The 19,583-nt window shown below is 62.1% G+C and carries 12 protein-coding genes and 2 pseudogenes; 6 read left to right on the forward strand and 8 right to left on the reverse strand.

The window, feature by feature from the left end; genetic code table 11:
- Positions 1 to 295 precede the first annotated feature (295 nt).
- On the reverse strand, positions 296 to 1,612 hold the full coding sequence (locus JQ553_RS13640) for a diguanylate cyclase (protein ID WP_212500489.1): 1,317 nt from the start codon (positions 1,610 to 1,612) through the stop codon (positions 296 to 298).
- 329 nt (positions 1,613 to 1,941) lie between these two features.
- On the opposite strand from JQ553_RS13640, the gene JQ553_RS13645 reads away from it, so the two are divergent.
- The 4 genes and pseudogenes from JQ553_RS13645 (at position 1,942) to JQ553_RS13660 (ending at position 7,961) form a co-directional block, all read left to right on the forward strand.
- Positions 1,942 to 5,742, forward strand: a complete 3,801-nt coding sequence (locus JQ553_RS13645; RefSeq protein WP_212500490.1) for an ABC transporter transmembrane domain-containing protein — start codon at positions 1,942 to 1,944, stop codon at positions 5,740 to 5,742.
- A complete protein-coding gene (locus JQ553_RS13650) occupies positions 5,739 to 6,890 on the forward strand; it encodes an amino acid ABC transporter substrate-binding protein (RefSeq protein ID WP_409363060.1) in 1,152 nt (383 codons plus the stop codon). Before JQ553_RS13645 ends, JQ553_RS13650 begins: the two co-directional genes overlap by 4 nt.
- 360 nt (positions 6,891 to 7,250) lie before the next feature.
- Positions 7,251 to 7,484, forward strand: a pseudogene (locus JQ553_RS13655) (recombinase family protein); the annotation flags it as partial.
- A 249-nt stretch (positions 7,485 to 7,733) separates the two neighbouring features.
- Positions 7,734 to 7,961, forward strand: coding sequence for a hypothetical protein (locus JQ553_RS13660; RefSeq protein ID WP_212500491.1), 228 nt, complete (start codon positions 7,734 to 7,736; stop codon positions 7,959 to 7,961).
- A 205-nt stretch (positions 7,962 to 8,166) separates the two neighbouring features.
- Here JQ553_RS13660 and JQ553_RS13665 read toward each other — a convergent pair whose 3' ends face one another.
- From JQ553_RS13665 to JQ553_RS13675, 3 genes are all read right to left on the reverse strand, one after another.
- Positions 8,167 to 9,498 (reverse strand): AmpG family muropeptide MFS transporter, encoded by a 1,332-nt coding sequence (locus JQ553_RS13665; protein ID WP_212500492.1) that lies wholly within the window; start codon positions 9,496 to 9,498, stop codon positions 8,167 to 8,169.
- Positions 9,499 to 10,339: 841 nt separating this feature from the next.
- Positions 10,340 to 11,308, reverse strand: a complete 969-nt coding sequence (locus tag JQ553_RS13670; protein WP_212500493.1) for a LysR family transcriptional regulator — start codon at positions 11,306 to 11,308, stop codon at positions 10,340 to 10,342.
- A 798-nt stretch (positions 11,309 to 12,106) separates the two neighbouring features.
- Positions 12,107 to 13,228 (reverse strand): branched-chain amino acid ABC transporter substrate-binding protein, encoded by a 1,122-nt coding sequence (locus JQ553_RS13675; RefSeq protein ID WP_212500494.1) that lies wholly within the window; start codon positions 13,226 to 13,228, stop codon positions 12,107 to 12,109.
- Between the two features lie 371 nt (positions 13,229 to 13,599).
- Between JQ553_RS13675 and JQ553_RS34435 the strand changes: the two genes are divergently transcribed.
- Complete coding sequence (locus tag JQ553_RS34435; RefSeq protein ID WP_249144296.1) at positions 13,600 to 15,981, forward strand: ATP-binding protein; 2,382 nt, start codon at positions 13,600 to 13,602, stop codon at positions 15,979 to 15,981.
- A pseudogene (locus JQ553_RS13685) lies at positions 15,978 to 16,396 on the forward strand (response regulator). Before JQ553_RS34435 ends, JQ553_RS13685 begins: the two are co-directional and overlap by 4 nt.
- An 18-nt stretch (positions 16,397 to 16,414) precedes the next feature.
- Here the strand turns inward: JQ553_RS13685 and JQ553_RS13690 are convergent.
- From JQ553_RS13690 to JQ553_RS34440, 4 genes are all read right to left on the reverse strand, one after another.
- The gene (locus JQ553_RS13690; protein ID WP_212500495.1) at positions 16,415 to 16,801 is read right to left on the reverse strand and encodes an ester cyclase; all 387 of its coding nucleotides are present in this window, start codon (positions 16,799 to 16,801) and stop codon (positions 16,415 to 16,417) included.
- Positions 16,802 to 17,101: 300 nt separating this feature from the next.
- Positions 17,102 to 18,358: an NAD(P)-binding domain-containing protein gene (locus JQ553_RS13695; RefSeq protein ID WP_212500496.1), complete on the reverse strand. Its 1,257-nt coding sequence runs from the start codon at positions 18,356 to 18,358 to the stop codon at positions 17,102 to 17,104.
- A 35-nt stretch (positions 18,359 to 18,393) separates the two neighbouring features.
- Positions 18,394 to 18,951 (reverse strand): OsmC family protein, encoded by a 558-nt coding sequence (locus JQ553_RS13700; protein ID WP_027526663.1) that lies wholly within the window; start codon positions 18,949 to 18,951, stop codon positions 18,394 to 18,396.
- 85 nt (positions 18,952 to 19,036) lie between these two features.
- On the reverse strand, positions 19,037 to 19,549 hold the full coding sequence (locus tag JQ553_RS34440) for an OsmC family protein (protein WP_212500497.1): 513 nt from the start codon (positions 19,547 to 19,549) through the stop codon (positions 19,037 to 19,039).
- Positions 19,550 to 19,583 lie beyond the last annotated feature (34 nt).

A 19,583-nucleotide genomic window follows, 5' to 3' on the forward strand; every position in this document is an offset into this window, starting at 1 on the left:
GTCCAAGGCGGGAAAGTGCGCGCAGATCGACGCGGCCGCGCTCGGCGCGGCTATCGTTGTCGGCCTGACCTCTGCCGCTCAGCACCGCCGACGCTCCTCCCCTTGAACAACGAGGGCTTCATCAATGTCGGAACGCCTGAGCTTCTTCTCTGTCTCTCAGGCTATATCCTTGAGAACATGACGAGTTGAATACAATTCAACAAAAAGAGGCGGTCGAGTGTTCCCATAATAACATGCAACCAGTAATGGTGACCGATTGTCGCGAAAAGTTGATGGTCCTTGCGCGCGCGACGGTTCAAGAGCTTTGCTCCTCCTCGACGCGATTGCGTCCGTTTCCCTTGGCCCTGTAGAGAGCCAGGTCCGCACGTTTGAGGATGGCTTCGAGGTCACGCTCTCCGGGCGCGCGCGTTGCCACGCCGATGCTGACGGTGAAGGGAATGGCGTTCCCCGTGCGCCAGGTGTGCGGGAATTCCTGCCGCTCGAACGTCGATCTAAGCTTCTCGGCGGCGGCGCGAGCCTGTTCCGCGGTCTTTCCCGGGAGCGCCGCCACGAATTCCTCACCGCCCCATCGGGCAAACACATCCAGTTTGCTGCTGGCGGCGATGCCGACCTCGGCCAGCACGCGCAGAACCTCGTCGCCGGCATCGTGTCCGTACGTGTCATTGACCTTCTTGAACAGGTCCACGTCGAGCATGAGCACGGAGAAATCCTCGTTCGATCTCATTATGTTTTCCACGACATCGAGGAATTCCCGGCGATTTGGCAGGCCCGTCAACTCGTCCGTCACGGCCTGCTTCTGCAACAGATCCATCAGGCGCACGCGGTCGGCGATGTCCCTTATGATGGCGGTGAATTCGACCAATCCGCCGACATTGATCTTCGAGATGGCGATTTCCACGGGCAGCAGCGATCCATCCCTGTGCTGGGCGTAAATGCGGTTGCGTTCATTCATCTGGCGCGAACGCACGGGAGATCGTGCAAACTGGTGGACGTAACCGTCGTGCTTCTGTCGAAAGCTTTCCGGAATGAGCCGCAGAACCGGCTGGCCAATCATCTCGGACGAGTCGTATCCGAAGAGATCTTCGGCAGCGCGATTGAACAAGGTGATGTTGTGCTGCTGATCGATCGTGATGATCGCGTCATAGGCGGCATCGACCACAGACCGGAACCGCGATGTGCTGACCTCCAGTTCATGCGTCAGGATCATTTTTGGCGTGATGTTAAGTCCGGTAACGAGGATCTCGAGGACCGGTTCATTGCCGCCGGGATGCCGAAACGGCTTCAGGGACAGCCGCCACCATTCGGTTCCCTCCCTCAGGTCGTAGGCCTGCTCCAGCTCCTGCGCGAGGCCGGTGTCGAAGCATTCCAGCAGTTTCTTGCGGAGTTCATGCCGGGCATAGCTCGGCATCAAGAGGTCAAACGAGACGGGAAAGCGTCGAAAGGTTCCGCGCCGACCGCCGGACATGTCGAAGAAACTGTCGTTGCAGGCCAATACGACGAGTTCGCCCGCCTCTCCGCGTCCGACGATCGCCACGCTTGCAGCAATTCCGTCGACGAACTCCTGGATACTGTGGGGCCAGACCCCCGCAATGGAAACCTGTTCGGTTGTCACGTCCAGCTTCGACCTCCATCCGGCAAAACGGCGTGTAGGGCCGCGGCCGAATCCTTGGTGCCGGTCTGTCACGCGGTCTGCTCTGGGCCGTCACCAGTAACAGCAAATCCACTCCCGAGCGCGCGGCTCGCAGGAGTGAACAATTCGCAATTGAACTAATAAAAATTTGGCCGAGATGCGCCGCGACAAGGAAGCGGAAGTATCGTCAACCGGGCGCTGATTTCGAATTCTATCAAAAGATGTGTCGCCGTCAATCTGACACTGGCGGAACGCGCGGGCGGGAGTCTAGAATGCAATAGAGGCTGCCAACACGTGCAAGGACAGGTGCCTTGGCAAACTTCAACCTTGAGAAGCCACCAGGAGCGACAGCGCTCAGTGCAGCGGCCTCCGTCGCGAGCCATCTGCTCGCGCTCGCATTGCCGCTCGCCTTGCTCCAGACATACGACCGCATCCTGCCGAACCAGGCCTACAGCACGACCTTCGTCCTGGCCGTGGTCGTCACCGTCGCGATCGTTCTCGAGGCCGTGCTGCGATATGCCCGTTCGGTGCTGCTGGCCCATGTTGGATCGGCCTTCGAATCTCAGATCACGGTTCGCCTGCTCAATCGGGTGCTGCGTGCGGACGCGAAGGCCTTTCATCAATTGAGCACGCCCGACCTGAGTTATGCGATGCGCGGCGTCGGAGAAGTCCGCGAATTTTGGTCCGGCAGCGCCGCGGTGGCATTGCATGAGCTGCCCTTCGCGCTGATCTACATCGTCCTGATCGCATACATCGGCTCGTGGCTGGCCCTGATCCCGCTCGGGCTTACGATCGTGGCGCTGGTCGCAGCGATCATCGCCGCCCGCTCGACGGCGATGACGCTCGGTGATCTCGAACAGGCCCAGCAAAAGCGCCGAAATCTCGGATGGGGAATTTTCCAGGGTATCGTCGAAGCGAAGGCGATGGCCGCCGAGACTTTGCTGACGCGTCGCTATCACGATGCCGTGGTGCCCGTCATGGACGCGACGGCGCGCATGGAGAGACAGATGGCGGTGCTCTCCGAGAACGGCTCCCTGCTGGCGCAGCTATCGACGATCGGCATCCTCACCGCGGGCGCGTTCATGGTCGTCGGGGGTGGGTTGACGATCGGCGGTCTTGCTGCCTGCACCCTGCTTGCCGGCCGGTCGGTCGGCCCGGTGACGAGCGCTCTTCTTTATCTCAGCCGCCGCGGTCAGCGGCTCGAGGCCGAAAGCAGAATCGACAAGGTCCTGTCGCTGCCGGAGGCGCCGGTGTGGGCAGGGGAGTCGGCCGGCGAAAAGCGACCGTTCACAGGCGGCACCATCGTGTTGTCGGGGCAGGCCCTGCACAGACACGGTGGCTCGATTTCGATTCCCCAAGGTACGTTCGTTCGTCTCGACGTACCGAACTCTCCCGTCGCGGCCATGGCGCTTGGGACCGTGGCGAGGCTCCAGGACTTGCTGGGGCTGACCATCACCTTCGATGGCCGTCCGAGCGGCGCCTATGATCCGTGCAGCTTCCGGCGAGGCGTGACGATGGCAAGTTCGCACTGCGAGCTGATCCAGGGCACGCTGCTCGACAATCTTACGCTGTTCGGCAGGCGCTACGAGGCCGCGGCAATCCGGCTGTCCGGGCGCCTTGGACTCAGCGCGTTCATCGATGGCCTGCATCAGGGCTTCATGACACCGGTCGGTCCGGGTGGCGTCAATGTGAGCCCCGGGATTGCGGCGCGCATCGGTCTCATTCGGGCCCTGGTGCGTCAGCCTCTCGTGCTCTGTCTGGACAATGCCGATGGCTCGCTCGATCTTGCAGGGGTGAAGCATCTTCGCGAGTTCCTGAAGGAGTTGAAGGGGATCGCCACGGTGTTCATGGTCTCGAGCGCGCCGGCGCTGATGGAGCTCGCAGACGTCACAATTCATGTCGATCGCCGCATGGATGATGCCGCGGCGGTGGTCGCCGTCATCGCGCCGGTCGTGCCGTTGGCACCTCCACAGGAGCCGCCGGCCTGGAGCGAAAAAGTTTGGCGGGAACGTCTGGAGGATGCGATCGGCGCCGACAGATCCACCGCATCGCCCGTCGCTGCGGCGTTGCCGTCAATGCTCGTGGCGCTGGGCTGGGTCGGCACTGCGCGAACCCTTTCGGCTTTGCTGCCTCCCGCCGGTCAGCCGGTCACGCTCGACTATCTCGAGACCATATTGCCGGCGATCGGGTACCGCACGCGGCGGACGATCGCAACCGGCGCCCGGTCGGACACCGATCGGCTGCGCGCCGGCAGCCTTGCGCAGACCCGCTCCGGCTATGTTGGGGTCTATCTCGGTCGGCCGGATGGCAATGATCTGTGGCTGTTCGACGGCAGCCACCGCAGCCTTGCGCTGTCCGCCGGCGATACGGTCCTCGCGGTTGATCCCGACACCGGCTTCCAGCCGGTCGACCGGGCCCAGCCCAACTGGTTCCGCGGGCTCTTCGAGCAGATGCGCGATCAGCTCTTCAAGCTTTTCGCCATGAGCTGCGTCATCAACGTGCTGGCGCTCGCCGTGTCGCTCTACGTCCTGGTCGTCTACAGCGTCGTGATCCCGTCCGGTGCCACGAATGTTTGGGGCCTGGCGCTGTTCGCGGTCGTCGCGGTGATCGGCGGGTGGGCGCTCCGCATCGGACGCCAGTCGGCGAGCTCGCGGTTGGGCGCCTGGGCCGGCACACGCATCGCCACGGCGACAATGCGCAAGATGCTGGCGCTGCCGATCGAGACCACGACGCGGCTCGGCGTCCAGAACAATGTGGTTCGGATGCGCGGCTTCGAGACGGCGCGCGACTTCCTCAGCCGCTCGGGCGGCCTCTATCTTATCGACTATCCGTTCATCGCGATCTTCCTGCTGGCGATCGCACTGATGGGCGGATGGCTGGTCATCGTACCGATCGTTGCTCTCTTCGTCTTCGGCGTGCTGGCATGGCCGACGTCCGACTACGTGGCCAGCAAGTTGACCGAGGCAGGCATAGCCTCCGGACGCCTCGAGGAGCATGCGGTATCCGCCTTCCTCGGAGCCGACTCCTTCTTCCGGGCCGGCGCTGACAGCCACTGGCTCTACAACTTCTCCGATCTCGCGCGCAACACGGCGAACCGCAATCGCGACTATTCGATCGCCGTCGCCCGCGCCCAGGTGATCGGCCAGGCGCTCGGCATGCTGACGGTACTTGCGACCCTGTGCATCGGCATCCTGCTCGTGCTCGGCGACGCGATGAACGCCGGTGGACTGGTCGCGGCCATGATTCTGATCTGGCGTATTATCACGCCGGCGCAGCAGGGGTTCGGCTCACTGGTCCGCTTGCGCCAGGTTCGCAGTTCCGTGCAACAGGTCGACCGGCTGATGGCAACGCCGGCCGAACCTTCAGGCTCCGAGTTCACCAGCCCGGCTGCGCTCACGAAGGTCGGGCTGACGGTCGAACGGGTCTATTATCGCCCCGACGCCGACTACGAAGCTGCGCTGAACGGCGTCTCCTTCAGCGTGCCGGCGGGACAACGGGTTGCTGTCGTAGGTCCGAGCGGCTGCGGGAAAAGCGTGCTGCTGGAATGCCTGGCCGGCCTGCGGCGGCCACAGTCCGGACGCATCCTCCTGGGCGGGCGAGACATCAGGCAGTTCGATACCACGGAATATCGCGCCTGGATCGGCTACGTGCCGCAGATCGTGCCGGCACTGCCGCTGACCGTCCGCGACTACCTGCGGCTGCGCGCGCCGAAGCTCGAGGACGACGAGGCCTTTGCCGCCTTCGCGAGGCTGATCGGGCCGGACTGGCGCGGGCTTTCAGCGTTCGGCCGCAGCGCCGATAAGGTCCTGGACAGGACGTTCAACTCGTTCTCCCAGGATATCGCCGAACTGCAATTCCGTCACATCATCGCCTTCGTCGCCGCGACGCTCAATCGGCCGGCGGTCCTGCTACTCGACGGCGATGGCGTCGCCCGCTCTCCCGAATGGGAGCCGCGAATTCTTCGCTATCTCGATTCGATCCGCGGTTCGACGACGGTCGTGTGGGCGCCTCACCTGACGGCCCACATCCAGACCTGCCAGCAGATCGTCGTGCTCGACCGTGGAAATGTGCTGCGGGTCGGCCAGACGGCGCAACTGGCGGCCGCGCAGTGATGGGCGATGCGAGGAACGAATCCCATCGCGACAAGCGCAAATCCCTCTCGAGGAGGATCGCCATGACTTTGGCAGCTACACTGAAATCCTCCGCCGCTGCTGTTGTGCGCCGCTGCCGACTGGTGCCTGTGGCGATCGTGAGCTGCGTCCTCCTTGCGACCGCCGTCGCTTCAGCCAAGGCGCAGGCAATCTCTTCAAGGCCGACGCTGGATGCGGTCAAGCAACGCGGCAACCTCCGCTGCGGCATCCCCAGCGATGTGCCCGGCTTTGCCTCGAAAGACGCGAACGGTGTCTGGAGGGGCTTCACCGTCGATGTTTGCCGAGCCTTTGCGGCGGCGATTTTCGACGACCCGTCGAAGGTCACCTTCACGCCGCTCACCGTGGAGAACGGTTTCGTACCGCTTCTGTCTCGCGAGATCGACGTGTTGGCGCGCGTGAACACCTGGACGCTTTCCAGGGAAGCAGCGCTGGGGATCCAGTTCGCCTTTGTGAGCTACTATGATGGACAAGGCTTCATGGTGCGCAAAAGCCGCGGGGCTAACTCTGCACGCGATCTCGGCGGCATCAAGGTTTGCGTCCAGCGCGAAAGCACGAGCGAACTTAACCTCGCTGACTACTTTAGTGCCAGTGAGCTCAAATATGAAGAGGTAGCGCTGTCCAACCCGCGCGAGATCCTGGCGGCGTATGATGAAGGCCGCTGTGACGCCGTCACCAGCGACATATCGCGGCTTCATTCCGCACGGCTGCAGTTGAAGTCGCCCGATGAGCACGTCATTCTGCCGGACGTCATCGCGAAGGAGCCGCTCGGTCCGGCGGTGCGCAATGGCGATGACCAATGGCTTACCCTGGTCAAATGGGTCTATTTCGCCATGGTCAATGCCGAAGAGCTGGGCGTAAGCCAGAAGACGCTGTCCGACGAGCTGAACTCGGAGAGGACCAAGACCAAACGCCTGCTCGGAAGCTATGCGGCGCTTGGGGAAGCACTCGGCCTTTCCAATGATTGGGTCGTGCGCATCATTCGCCACGTCGGCAACTATGGCGAAGCCTATGACCGCAACCTGGGCGCCGGCTCCAGGCTCGCCATCCCGCGCGGGCTCAATCGGCTGTGGACCGACGGTGGTCTGCAATACGCGCCGCCGATGCGGTGACGTTTCCCTTCGGCTGCCCCTTGGGATGTCTAAGGCCTACAAACTTCCGAGACGCTCGGAGTTGAACTCTTAACCCGGGCCCGTCGAGGGATGCGCTTCGCTCATCTCAAGACCCACCACGGGTTACCGCAGGCCCTCTGTTGCTGGCAGCCGAATTCCCGGCGATCACAAAGGATAAGTGGGCGCTAACGAGTTGAGCGGTAAAGACGCCTCAAGGAGTTTGGCGCCCGTAACCGGTACCGGTACCCGCTCGCCTTCAATCCCGGCTAACCGCCCCCCGGGTCAGCCCACCCCCTCCAATGGCGGTCCGGCGATCCATTGATGCGCCTGCGGCTAATGTCACGCAGTCCGCTCTCCAGCACCTCGACGGCGGCGAGAAAGTACTTCCTCGACATGCTCGGCGTTTTCGAGACCAACCTTCGACAGCTTGAGGGGATAGCGAGCGCTAAGGCGCGCGGCGTCGACAAGGTGCGCAAGGCAAGCATTGACGCGGCGAAGATCAGATAGATGAAGGCTGAGGGCTTGGGTCCGTCCGCCATTGCGAAGCCACTCAAGATTGGTCGCGTATCAGTTTATCGAGCCCTCACGGAGTAACCGGCTCGCAGCTGCTGGTTGGTCTGGAGAAGCAAGGCCGCCTCGGTTGGCGGCCTCTTCGTTTGAGAAATGCCGACGCACGGTAACGTTGTCTGTTGCGGGCAGAGCGGTCGGTACCCCGGCCAAAACGACACGATTGGTCCATCTCGAACTGTTGACTCGACAGACTGCCGCCGACCCTGAAAATGCCGGCGATATTCGGGATTGTGGAACCAGCAGTGGTTGACGGCCCTATCGGGAGAAACGGCCATGCCCCAATTCGACCTCGTGCTCATCGAAGCAATGAAGAAGGTCCTTGAGGACACTATGACTAGAGTGCCCGTAGAACATTCAACCCCGGCAGTGAAGGCATACTTTGCCGAGTTTATTTTGAAAGCTGCCGCTCAAGGTCAAACCAGCTACGACGCGCCGATCGTTGCGGCAGCTGATCAAATAGAGGTGTTTGTATCTTTGTTCAGTCAGGGCATCACTCCTTGATGGCGGCTAGTTTCTCTGAAGCGTCATGACGGACTTTAAGTCTAAGCACCGCCCGAAGATGCGAAACCGGACGACGCCGTGCAAACACTGAGCGGCGCAGGACGGTAGGGCGATATGATCCTTCGTTGCCCATCCGCCGGACCGTGATGCGGATGTCGCCGTCGGCCTCGCCGGCTTGAGGCTGTGGCGCGCGTCCCCAGCCGCGTTAATGCCCTCCCTCGACCTGGATCGTCACCTCGTCCGATATCCCGACCCGGTACCATACAAAGACCGCCAACAACGCGACCGGGATGCCGATGAGCGAGGTCCAGATGAAGAACCAAACGAATCCCGTATGCTCGATCACGAAGCCCGAGAACCCAGCCAAAATGCTGCCTGGAAAGGCGCAGAGGGAGGTCAGCAGGCCGAACTGGCTCGCCGCATGCTCCACTGACGCGAGCGTCGACATGTAAGTGATGAGCACGATCGACGCGAAGGCGTAAGCAAAGCCCTCAACGCCGACCGCCAGCGCGAAAGTCCAGAACGCTTTGCCGCCATCCCCACCGTGCGCAGCAAGCAGCGCGAGCGCGAGATGCGATGACGAGCCCGCGACCGTGCCGATGATGAGACTCGACATCATGCCGATGCGCGGGATCAGCCATCCGGCCATGAAGGTGCCGCCAAGCGCGATCCAGAAGCCGAAGACCTTGGTGACAGTCGCGATATCCGTGTTCGTGAAGCCCTGGTGCTTGAACAGCGGCACGGCCATCGCATTCGCGATGTAGCCCGGCATGCGGAAGCCCGCAACGAGCAGTAGGATAGCGACCGCCATCGGACCGAGCCGCTTGAGGAGGTCACGGATCGGCGCCCAGATGGTCTCGACGAAGCCAGCATGCGGCTTGTGGGGCTCCACGTCGGAGGGTGGCTCGGGTGCAAATAACGTCGCCACGATCCCCACCAGCATCAGGACGGCCATGCTCAGATAGGCACCCCTCCAGCCGATACGATCAGCGAGGTAGAGTGCGCCTGCGCCGGCCGCGAGATTGCCGACGCGCCAGCCGATCTCAGTCCAAGAGGACAGCACCGCCTGTTTCTCCGGCGGGCGCACACTCGTGATACGCCAGCCGTCGAGCACGAGATCGAGCGTTGCGCCCGCGATCCCGAGCGCGAATGAGAATCCGACCGTCCACCAGATCCAATGGCTCGGATCGCCGACGGCGATCCCGGCCAATATGGCCATGACGGCGAGAATGGCCACGATCAACCAGCCGCGCCGCCGCCCCAGCACACGTCCGATCAGCGGCGGATCGTACTGATCGAGAAATGGTGCCCAGACGAACTTGAACTTGTAGGCCAGCGTCAGTTCGCTAAGCAGACCGATCGTCGCCAGCGGCACTCCCGCATCGGTCAGCCAAGCCGATTGCGTGGAATAGGTCAGCAGAAACGGCATCCCGGACGTGAAGCCCAGACCCAAGGCCGGGGCCATTCGCCTGTCCTTGACAAGGGCCGACCAGAAAGGGACACGTTCGGCATCGGTACTCGCGATCGTCGCCTGCATCCTGAGTCCTCGCGTTGACAACCGGCCCGAGACGGAAGCCTATCCTCACGAAGTCTCGACGGCTTCCTAAACCGGACCGCCAAACCGCAAAAAAGGTAGACCAGCCTGTCCTGATCGAAGCAGGAGTACATGTAGCAATAACCGGTAGCGGTACCCGACGCGATTCGATCCCGCATCACCGCCCCGGGGTCTCCCACCCTTGCCGCCCGGCCGACCGCTCGGGAGCGCCGTGGACGAAAATCGTGCGCTACAGCGTGAGCCGTAGGTCCGCCCGGCGTTCTGTTGGTTTGAGTGCAAGCAAGCGAAATCAACGCACAGGCGGCTCGCTCGGAGTCAGCCAGACGATTCTGATCACAACCGCAGAGACTAACGCCGAGCGTGTCGTTCTAGGCGCTGCGGCCGAATGAGCCTTTAGCCAACTTTCAAAAAGTAGAGTTTTTGAAAGTTAGAGATGCGCCGGGTGCCGCGCCAACTGCCGAGGCTATTCATTGCGTGTAGCCAAGCTTCTTGAGAACAGCCGGAGCGTACCCGGGCTGGTCCCGAAATCTGCCGCTCGACATCTAGCGACCACAGCGCTTAGCATTCTGAGTCCACCCCGCAATGGGGGACCAAAAGCGTCAGCATTGGAAAAAACAAGCCCAGCCGGGGCGGCCTGCGGATGTCCGTCTTTGAGGCTACAACGGACGTGCCGCGCAAGCAGGCGTACTTTCGAGTTTGACCCGGAGCGGACTATATCCTCGAACGTGGCTGGCGCGCTTCGACTCGCTGCATAAGCAAGAATGATGGGGAGGAAGACCGACGCAGCGTACGGCGAGCGCAGTGCTGAGACCTCGAGCGCACGTCATCGGCGGCGCACCGTTGGCGGATCCTCATGGTCCCGTGGTCTTGGTAACGGCGGTGCCACCGCGTTGAACGGCTTGCCCGGAAAGGTGCGGCGAGTGTATGCCTCCAGCTCCGCGATGAAGGCTTCCCCGTAGACTGGCAAGGACCGGCGCAAATCCCACACCACGGCGCTCCACGTACCGAGTGATTTCCCATCCTGGACGATCGGCATGATCCGGATCTTCCTTGACAAAAAGCGTACCGTCGACGGCACGACGGCGATCCCATGGCCCGCTTCGGCAAGGGCGATCAGCGAGTGGACTGCGTTACTCTCCAGCACGCCCCGCGGCCGGATGTGAGTGATCCGGCAAGCGGCATCGAAGAGCTGGCGGGTCCCGAAGTCGCGGTTGAGCAACAATAGGGGTTCATCGGCGAGGTCCACGACCTCGATCGTCGCGCGCTGCTTCCATCGCCGCCCGGCGGCCGCGATCGCGAGCAGGCGAATGGGAAACAGGAGGCGGCCGCCGAATCGCGCACCTGGGAGGATGCCGCCCACGGCGAGATCCAGGTCGCCGTGCGCGACGAGATCTAAGAGGCGAACGCCGCCTGCCTCGGTCAGGGTCACCTCAATACTCGGCCGCGAACGCCGGTATTCAGCCAGAAATCCAGCCATGACGCTCTGGAAAGTCTGCGACGTTGCGCCGACACGAAGGCGTCCCACTGCGCCAGCCGTGAGCTGCCGTGCCCGTTCGCGGATCGCTTCGGCCCGAGCCAGCACGTCGCGGCTTCGTTCCAACAGATCCTCACCTTCGGGGGTGAGCCGGATTCGGCGGCCGACGCGGTCGAAGAGACATAGGCCAAGCTCGTTCTCGAGGTTATGGATCTGCCGCGAGAGGGCGGGCTGGCTGATGTGCACCCGAAGGGCGGCCTTCGAGACGCTCGCCGTCTCGGCGACGTTGACGAAGTACCTGAGATGCCTCAGGTCCATCGACGCTTGATACCTTGTGCGCATGGATCATAGAGGATCTTGGCATTGGACGGCATAAACTAGAAGGGGCAGTCTCGTCACCAAGTGACGGGGAGGGCTCTTCGCAACGCCGGGCAGCCACTCCGGTGCGCGACGCAGGTGGCGTACGAACTGACCCAGTTCGTGAACGATCTCAGGACGATCACGGCCGAGATGCACGATCCACGTGCCGGCCTCGTGCGCGTTCCGCTCGCTCTGGCGAGCACGGCTCGTTTCAGCCCGACTCGGTCGAAAGCGTCGTCAACGAGTCTACGCCGCGTGACGGTCTCGCGATTACACGTCGCGCTCGGGGCACCGATACCAGGAGGCCATGATCATGAAGCGTCCAACAATAACCAGCCTAGTTCTCGTGCTGATGGCAGCGATCACGGAGGGCGCGATCGGCGTTCTCGAAGAGCGTTTGCAACCGCGTTTCATCCCTAAGTGAGAACGGGCGAGCAGGGGCCGGATCGGCCATGCTCCAATCCCACCACAGATAGAAACCTCACCGTCAATGCTGCTACCACAATACAGGAATGCTCGCTCCGCACCGGCGTTTGCCCTGCGATCTCCGCGCGGCGCACCGGTGGGTCGCGGCATTTTCCCGTGCTACTTCCGCCTGACAGAGGCGGACCGATTGAAATCGAAGTGGAGCTCGGGTTTGCGAGCGAAGAAAACACCTCGCCGTGTATGGTCTGCCTCGCCGAATAGAAAACGCAAGGGGTGACCATGTTCGTGAAAGCGTTGGTCTCGGCCAAGGACAGCGAGCGGAACGCGGCCCTATTTATTAGTTATGCCCTGCTCCACCGGCACATACGTGCCTTCCGCCCGCCACACGTACCATTGCCACGGTTCAAAACCAGTTACGTCGCCCTTTTCGTTGAAACCGATTTTCCCCAGGACTGTGTCGAACCGGCTGCCGTGCATGGCCTTGACCACCGCCGCGAGGTCCAGCGACCCCACTTCCTCCACGGCGCGGGCCCAAACTTGCACAGCGGCATAAGCATAAAGAGTAAAGCCGACAGGCTCGTAGCCATGCGCGCGGAATCGCGCCACGACCTCCGCCGCGCCAGGATTCGCGCGCGCGTCCGTCGCGGCGGCCATGAACGTACCCTCGACGCCCCGACCCGCAATCATTGGGAAGTCGCCGGTCGCGCTCGAGCTAGGCGCCACGAGTCGAACATCATAGCCGCGGTCGTGCGCCTGGCGAAAGATCAGGCCCGTCTCCGGGTGAAGGCCGCCAACAAAAAAGATGTCGATACCGGTGCTCTGCATCTTGGAAACTAGGGCGGAGTAGTCCGATGCGCCTGGGCTGAAGGTGTAGTCCAGAGCCACTCGCACACCGAGCTCGTCCAACCTGCGTCTAACCGCATTAGCAAGACCGGCCCCAAACGTCGTGCCGTCGTCCAGGATCGCGATCCTCTTGCTTGCCCACTGGTTGGCGAGGTGGTTGGCTACTTTCGTGCCTTGCTGGTCATCGCGGCCGCACAAACGAAAGACGTTTGGCCGGCCCTCGTCGGTCAGCTTCGAGCTGACAGAGCCCGGGCTAACCTGAAGAATTCCTGCCTCCTGATAGATCTGCGCGGCCACGATTGAGGAGTGCGAGCAAAAATGGCCAGCAACGAAGACGACTCCATCACTGGTCAGTTTGCGGGCGACCGCGGCGGCCTGATCGCGGTCGCAGAAGTCATCTCCCACGATGAGTTCGACCCGCTGGCCGAGCACGCCGCCACGAGAGTTGAGATCTTCAACCGCCATCTCGGCGGCACGCAGATATTGCTCGCCGATCCAAGCTGCGGGTCCGGTCATCGGGCCTGCTGTAGCGATTCGAATCTCGGCCTCAGCCCTTGGAGCGTGCAGCCCCGCAATCAAGACAATTGCAATCAGTCGTTGGCAGAGCATGGATTGATCCTCAACCATAGTGAGAGCAGGAGGGAGACCCAGATCTCCGGTACGGCCTTCGACTGGCAGGGATAATTCGACTGGCAGGATAATACTGCTCCCCCTCTCAGATCGGGTCAACTCTACGTCTTGGCCAACAAGCAAACGGAAACAGTAACCGGCACAGTGTCGGGGCCAAAGCAGATCCGGCCACTGTGCACCGCGTCATGCTCGCCGCCTCCAAAGGCGGCTTGCCAGAGCGTTGGCCTCTGAAGCGACTACCGTCGGGCCCACTAACGACTAGGGCGCTTTCCTCACCACATAACCTGTGCCAGTGTGTATCAAGATGCGCGTCGACAGCCCTGCGATCTAGGGGGCCGCCAGTGCTCACCATGAATGTCCGCGGGCGTTTCCTTCTCGCCTTTCTCGGCATCAGTACGTTTGCCGTGCTCGCCGCCGCCGCGGCGATGTGGGCATTTCTTCAGCTTGGTCGTGTGGTAGCCCGAATTACCGAGGAACGGGCCCCTGCGGCATTGGCGTCACTTGAATTATCGCGCCAAGCGGAGCGGATCGCCGCCGCCGCACCGGCGCTGCTGGCGGCACGCAGCGAGGAGGCGCGCATCAAGGTGGCGGCCCATATTCGGAAGCAATTCGCCAGCCTTGAGGCGTTGCGCGCGCACCTGGGCGGGGCTTCAACTGATCCTGACGCGATGAGAGCGATCGAGGCGGCTGTCGTCGGGCTCGATCGCAACCTCGACGCGCTCAACGGGCTTGTGGCTGAGCGACTTGGCGCCGCGAGGCGCAAGGAGGAGCTGCAGCGTCGACTGTCGACGACAATGATCGGCGCCCAACGGCTGGTGGATCCTGGCATCCTGGTCCATAACTACAAGCTTGCAGCTGCGCGACGCGGCGGGCCAGAAACAGGCGCAGGGGTAAGCGAAACTATCGCGCAGTTCGTTCCGCTGCAAAATGCAAAGTTCGAGATCGAGGCCGTCAACAACAACCTGCTACGAGCGGCCGAGGCGCAGGGCATCGCCGACTTGCCGCTTCTCGCCTTCGCGCTCCGACGGGCACTTGAGGCGCTTGAGGCACTGACGCCCGGACTTGAGCCGCAGCTCCAAGAGCGATTCGCGGAACGGGTGCGCGATCTCAAGAGCCTCGCTGAGGGACCTTCGAGTCTGCCCGCTGCGCGTGAGAAGGAGCTCCAAGCTCTCGCGCACGGCGAACAGCTGCTGGCGGAGAATGTGACATTGTCGGGCGGATTGACCCTCGCGGTTGATCGCTTGGTAGCGGCTGCCAAGGCCGACATCACTGCGGCGGGTGGCGAGGCCGTAATGGTTCGCCGGACCAGCACCGCCATCTTAATGGCCGCCGTGCTCGCAAGCCTTTTGAGTTCGGTCGTGATTGTCTGGCTCTACGTCGACCGCAATCTAGTGAGCCGGCTCCGGGCGCTGGCTCAGAGCATGCTGGCTATCGCCGGCGGGAATCTCCACGCGTCTCTGCCGGCGACCAGCCCAGACGAGCTCGGGCAAATGGCTCAGGCGCTACGGGTGTTCCGCGATACGGCTGTGGAGGTTGAGGAGCAGCGGCTGCGTGAGCGCCAAGTGGTCCTGGATACGATCGACTATGGCGTCCTCATTCTCGACCCCGAGTTACGGGTGAGAATGTACAACCGCGCTTTCCGCGATCTCTGGGAGCTTCCCGATGAGGTCCTCCGGGCGCGCCATACCCTGGAAGACCTGCTGCAGGGCTCCGCTGGCCGCCTGCATGGCGTGCCCGAGGAGGAGTGGGATGGTTATGTTGCCCGTCGCTTGGCTGAGGTGCGCGCGGCATCAACGCCGCCGCGAGAGTGGCATCGCCCGGACGGGCGTGTGCTCCAGTACGAGGTCATGGCTCTCCCAGATGGCGGACGGATGCTCACCTACTTCGACTTGACGCGTCTCAAGCGTGCCGAGGACGCATTGGTTCATGCGCAGAAGATGGCGGCGCTCGGGCAATTGACTGCAGGCATCGCCCACGAGATCAAAAACCCACTCAACTTCGTGAACAATTTTGCCGCACTCTCATCCGAGTTGACGAACGAGTTGAGCGACGTACTCAAGCCAGTTTCATTGCCCGGCAAGGTCCGCGAGGAAGTCGAAGAGCTGACCGGCACCTTGAAGGACAATCTTGGGAGGGTCGTGCAGCACGGCAAGCGCGCTGACTCCATCGTCAACAACATGCTGCTGCATTCTCGCGAGGGCTCGGGCGAGCATCGGCCAGTCGAGATCAACGCGATCATTGACGATAGTCTAAGCCTCGCCTACCATGGCGCTCGCGCCGAGAAACAGGGGTTCAATATCACGCTGGAGCGTGATTTCGATCCGGGCGCGGGCGTTGCGGACATTTACCCGCAGGAAATCACCCGGGCGCTCTTGAACCTGATCTCGAACGGATTCTACGCCGCAACTCAGCGCGCGAGAACGGCCGGCAACGGCTTTGAATCGAATCTGAAGGCGGTCACACGAAATCTCGGTGACTGGGTCGAAGTCCGTATCCGCGACAACGGGATGGGCATACCGCCTGATATCAGGGAAAAGATCTTCAACCCGTTCTTCACGACGAAACCGGCCGGCGAAGGTACCGGGCTTGGGCTATCGATGAGCCACGACATCGTCGTGAAGCAGCACGGGGGTACAATTGATGTGGTGACCGAGCCCGGTTCTTTTACCGAGGTCATCATTACACTACCGCGTGTCATGCCCACGCAACCAGGAGCGGGGGGCAGAAGTTGAGCACCTATATTCTTGTGGTCGATGACGAACCCGACGTCGAACACTTATTTCGCCAGCAATTCCGCCACGACATTCACTCCGAGCGTTTTGTCATAGAGTTTGCGAACTCAGCGCCGGAGGCTCTTGAGCGCGCGAAGACAATTGCAGACCCTTCGCTGATCCTGATGCTGTCGGACATTAACATGCCCGGCATGAGCGGGCTTGAAATGCTGCCGAAGGTGACGGCGGCGCGACCGAACGTGCCGTGATCATGATCAGTGCTTATGGCGATGAGGCGACCAAAAAGAACGCGGCCCAACTCGGGGCGCCTGGCTTGCTGACAAAGCCGATCGATTTTAGCCTTTTGCGAACCGGCCCGTGCAAGGTCACCACCGGAACGGTGCGAGTCGGGTACGAAGTCCGTGGTCGGTCTTGAGAACAAGCACCTGCGCCGCTACAGCTGCGCTTCGATAGCTGCTTTATCGATGACGGACCATACCGATCTGATTTTCCCGTGGTCGAACTCGTAAAACACGTTCTCCGCAAAGGATATCTTGCGCCCATTGACCTCAAGGCCGAGGAAACTTCCCTTCGGCGTGCAGTCAAATTTCAAACGGCTCGCGATCCGAGGAGGCTCGCAGATCAGAAAGTAAATATTGAAATGAAGGTCCGGGATTTCACGAAAATCCCTCTCCAGCATTTTGCGATAACCGGGCAACCCGATCTGTTCGCCGTTGTAGTGCACTTCGTCATGAACGAAATGCGTTAGCTCAGCCCAATCCTGCCGGTTGAGACAGTCAATATAGTCGCGGTAGATGGTGGAAAGACTTGTCTCGGCCAAAGTGTGTGGCTCCGTTGAGCCGTCGCCGCAGAGCGCGCTTGGGCGTCCAAGGTGGCTTGTCCACTCCTGACGGATATTTCGTAACGCCAATAATGGCTAAATCGGGTCTAGCCGTGACCTCTTACAGACGTAACAACAATGTCCGGAACTGGCCAGCTCACTTCGTGCAATGTCCGCTTCCGCGCCGCTGTTGGGGTAAAGCAGAAATCTTGTGCTCGATCCGAGTTTTACCGGTCGGGACCCATAGCGGACCTCAGCTCAGCTGCTCGCATAGCGCCAGTCCTGACGGATCAGACGCGATCACGCGCTCATCCGCTGAGCCGCATTGTCCAGATAGGCGGCGAGATGCGCGCTGAGGTCGCGCGCGTCATCGCCGGCGCCATCGATCAATGCTGACTTCCGACGCCGCAGGAACTGCATCCCCATGAGGTAAACGCCCGGCGCCGGGACAACGCCGCCGTCATGCGTGACGTAGCCTTTGCGGTCGAGCACCGGCAGCTCCAGCCAGGAATAATCCGGCCGATAGCCGGAAGCCCATATGATGGTCCTGATCCCGCTCTTGACGAGGTCCATGCCGAGCGGGGGTGCGTCCTCGACGCGGGTCGGCGGCAGCCGATCGGGCGGCGCCACCGCGCCGTCGAGACTGTTCGCGCACGCCCATTCATCGAGGAACTCGAGCAACCTCCGCATCTTGAAATCAGAAAGCGCGCACATGTTGCGCAGCGAGCCAGAAAATTGCGCCTTGCCGTCCTGTGTGATGCCAGCGAGCCGGCCGGTAAGCTTTACACCAATGTCGGAGAGCGCATTGAGGTCGAGCGTCGAGCGGTCCGGCGTGCCGGCAAGCTGCAGCGAGGGAACGCGCCGCGCCCGCACGACGTCGTCCACCTGGTCATAGCGTTCGTCGAGCACGCCTGCGGCGTCCATCCACCATTCCAGATCCTTGCCGCGATAGACGCGCGGGGCCCGGATATGCTCGCCGACCGCGAGCGTGACTGGCCGTCCCGAGCGCTGGAGTTCGTGCGCGATCTGTGTGCCGCTCGAGGACGCGCCGACGACGAGAACGCCACCGTCGGCGATCTGAGCCGGATTGCGATAGGATTGCGCTGTCAGCGTCGCGACCGACGGCGGCACGCTCACCGCAAAGCTCGGCACCTTCGCGGTGTTGCACGCACCCGAGGCAATGACGACGGTACGGCATCGCCAGTCGCCGCGATTCGTGCGCACGAGGTACCCCGCGCCATCGCTGCGCACGGAGGTGACGGTCGTATGCGTTCGCACCGGGGCCGAGATCGATTTCGCATAGCCTGCGATGAAGTCGACGATTTCCGGCAGCGTCCGATAACCATCGGGATCGCTGCCCGTATAGGTGAATCCGGGCAGCCGGCTCTGCCAGTTGGGCGTGAGCAGTCGCAGCGAGTCCCATCGCTCGGCACGCCAGCTCTGCGCGACTTCGCCGCGCTCCAGCAGGACATGGTCGATCGAACGCTCCGCGAGGCAGCGGCTCATCGCAAGAGCCGCGTGCCCCGCACCGACAATGACGGTGGTGACAGCGCTCATCGGCCCGCTCGGCAAGACATTGGTCGCTGCCGCGATCAGTTCACCACCACGGTAACGTTCGTCGGATTGGTCACGATGTCATAGACGGCCGAACGCTTCTGCGATTGCGCAACTAGCGCCTCGATGTCCTCGGGCTTCGCGTCGGCATCGATCTTATATTTCACCGTGATGCCCTTGAAGCCGTTGCGCACCTCGCTATCGATGCCGAGGATGCCGGCAAGGTCCATGTCGCCCTCGATGGTCGCGGTCACGGACTTCAACTGGATGTTCCGGTTCTGCGCGACCGCCGCGACGCCCGCGGTGAGACAGCTTGCCAGTCCGACCAGGACGAACTCCACGGGCGTCGCGCCCTTGTCCTCGGAGGCGAAGACCTCCGGATGATCGGCATCGAAGTTGAAGGTGGTCTTGCGGTGCTGCTCTTCGCCGAGGCCGAAGAAGCTTTCGACGGTCGAATGGCTGTGGGTGCCGTTCTTCCACTCGCACGCCGCGCGCCACTTGAACTGCGCGGCCTCCGGAGCCTTGGTGAGAGCGTCGCGCGCGTCGAGCAAAGCCTGAACGTTGACGCCATTGCTGACAGTTGTACCGTTTGCCATGATCTGTCTCCCTGTTAATATCCGTGCGGTTGAGTACTAATCCCGCGGTAATTTCGTTGCCGCGCGATCAGAAGTTCTGAAAGAGCTAGACAATCGAAACCTCGATTGCCAGCGGCGACCGCTCCCTGAGGGTGCAGTTCACGGTGGATTGCGTCTCGGCGATTTCGGCCAGATCACGCAATTGCTGATCAGGGACATTTTCCGCCCCGATCTCAATCGACATACGCAGGCTACTGAGCGCTGTCGAAACTCCATCGATGCCCGTCATTCCGCGAGCGTCTGTCTCACTGTGTACGGTCACCCTGAGCGATCTCAGGGTGATACCGAGGCGAGCAGCACGCATGGCGATCGACGTAGCAGTACATGAAGCCATAGAGGCTCGCAGCAGCCAGCCAGGGTTCGGCCCACTCGCATCACCTCCCATGGCAGGCGGCATGTCGGTGATGACCCTCTCCCCGTGGGGTCCCGTGACTTCACACCGCAATCCATTCTGCCACGTTGCGCTCGCCGGCGGGTTCGACTTCTTGGCTGCCGCCGGGCGTTCGAGGAACACACGGTGTAGTCTTTCCAATGACTCGCGCACGCGCGAATTTGACATGGTCAAATCCTCCCAAATGGACGTACCGAACTGT

The organism is Bradyrhizobium lablabi, assembly GCF_018131005.1.
GTDB classification, from domain to species: Bacteria; Pseudomonadota; Alphaproteobacteria; order Rhizobiales; family Xanthobacteraceae; genus Bradyrhizobium; species Bradyrhizobium lablabi_D.

Bases quoted from the DNA above. Each gene is read 5' to 3' on its own strand.
- JQ553_RS13675 (WP_212500494.1), bottom strand. From the start codon at position 13,228: ATGCTCTGCCAACGACTGATTGCAATTGTCTTGATTGCGGGGCTGCAC.
- JQ553_RS34440 (WP_212500497.1), bottom strand. From the start codon at position 19,549: ATGTCAAATTCGCGCGTGCGCGAGTCATTGGAAAGACTACACCGTGTG.
- JQ553_RS34435 (WP_249144296.1), top strand. From the start codon at position 13,600: ATGAATGTCCGCGGGCGTTTCCTTCTCGCCTTTCTCGGCATCAGTACG.
- JQ553_RS13700 (WP_027526663.1), bottom strand. From the start codon at position 18,951: ATGGCAAACGGTACAACTGTCAGCAATGGCGTCAACGTTCAGGCTTTG.
- JQ553_RS13670 (WP_212500493.1), bottom strand. From the start codon at position 11,308: ATGGACCTGAGGCATCTCAGGTACTTCGTCAACGTCGCCGAGACGGCG.
- JQ553_RS13695 (WP_212500496.1), bottom strand. From the start codon at position 18,358: ATGAGCGCTGTCACCACCGTCATTGTCGGTGCGGGGCACGCGGCTCTT.
- JQ553_RS13665 (WP_212500492.1), bottom strand. From the start codon at position 9,498: ATGCAGGCGACGATCGCGAGTACCGATGCCGAACGTGTCCCTTTCTGG.
- JQ553_RS13660 (WP_212500491.1), top strand. From the start codon at position 7,734: ATGCCCCAATTCGACCTCGTGCTCATCGAAGCAATGAAGAAGGTCCTT.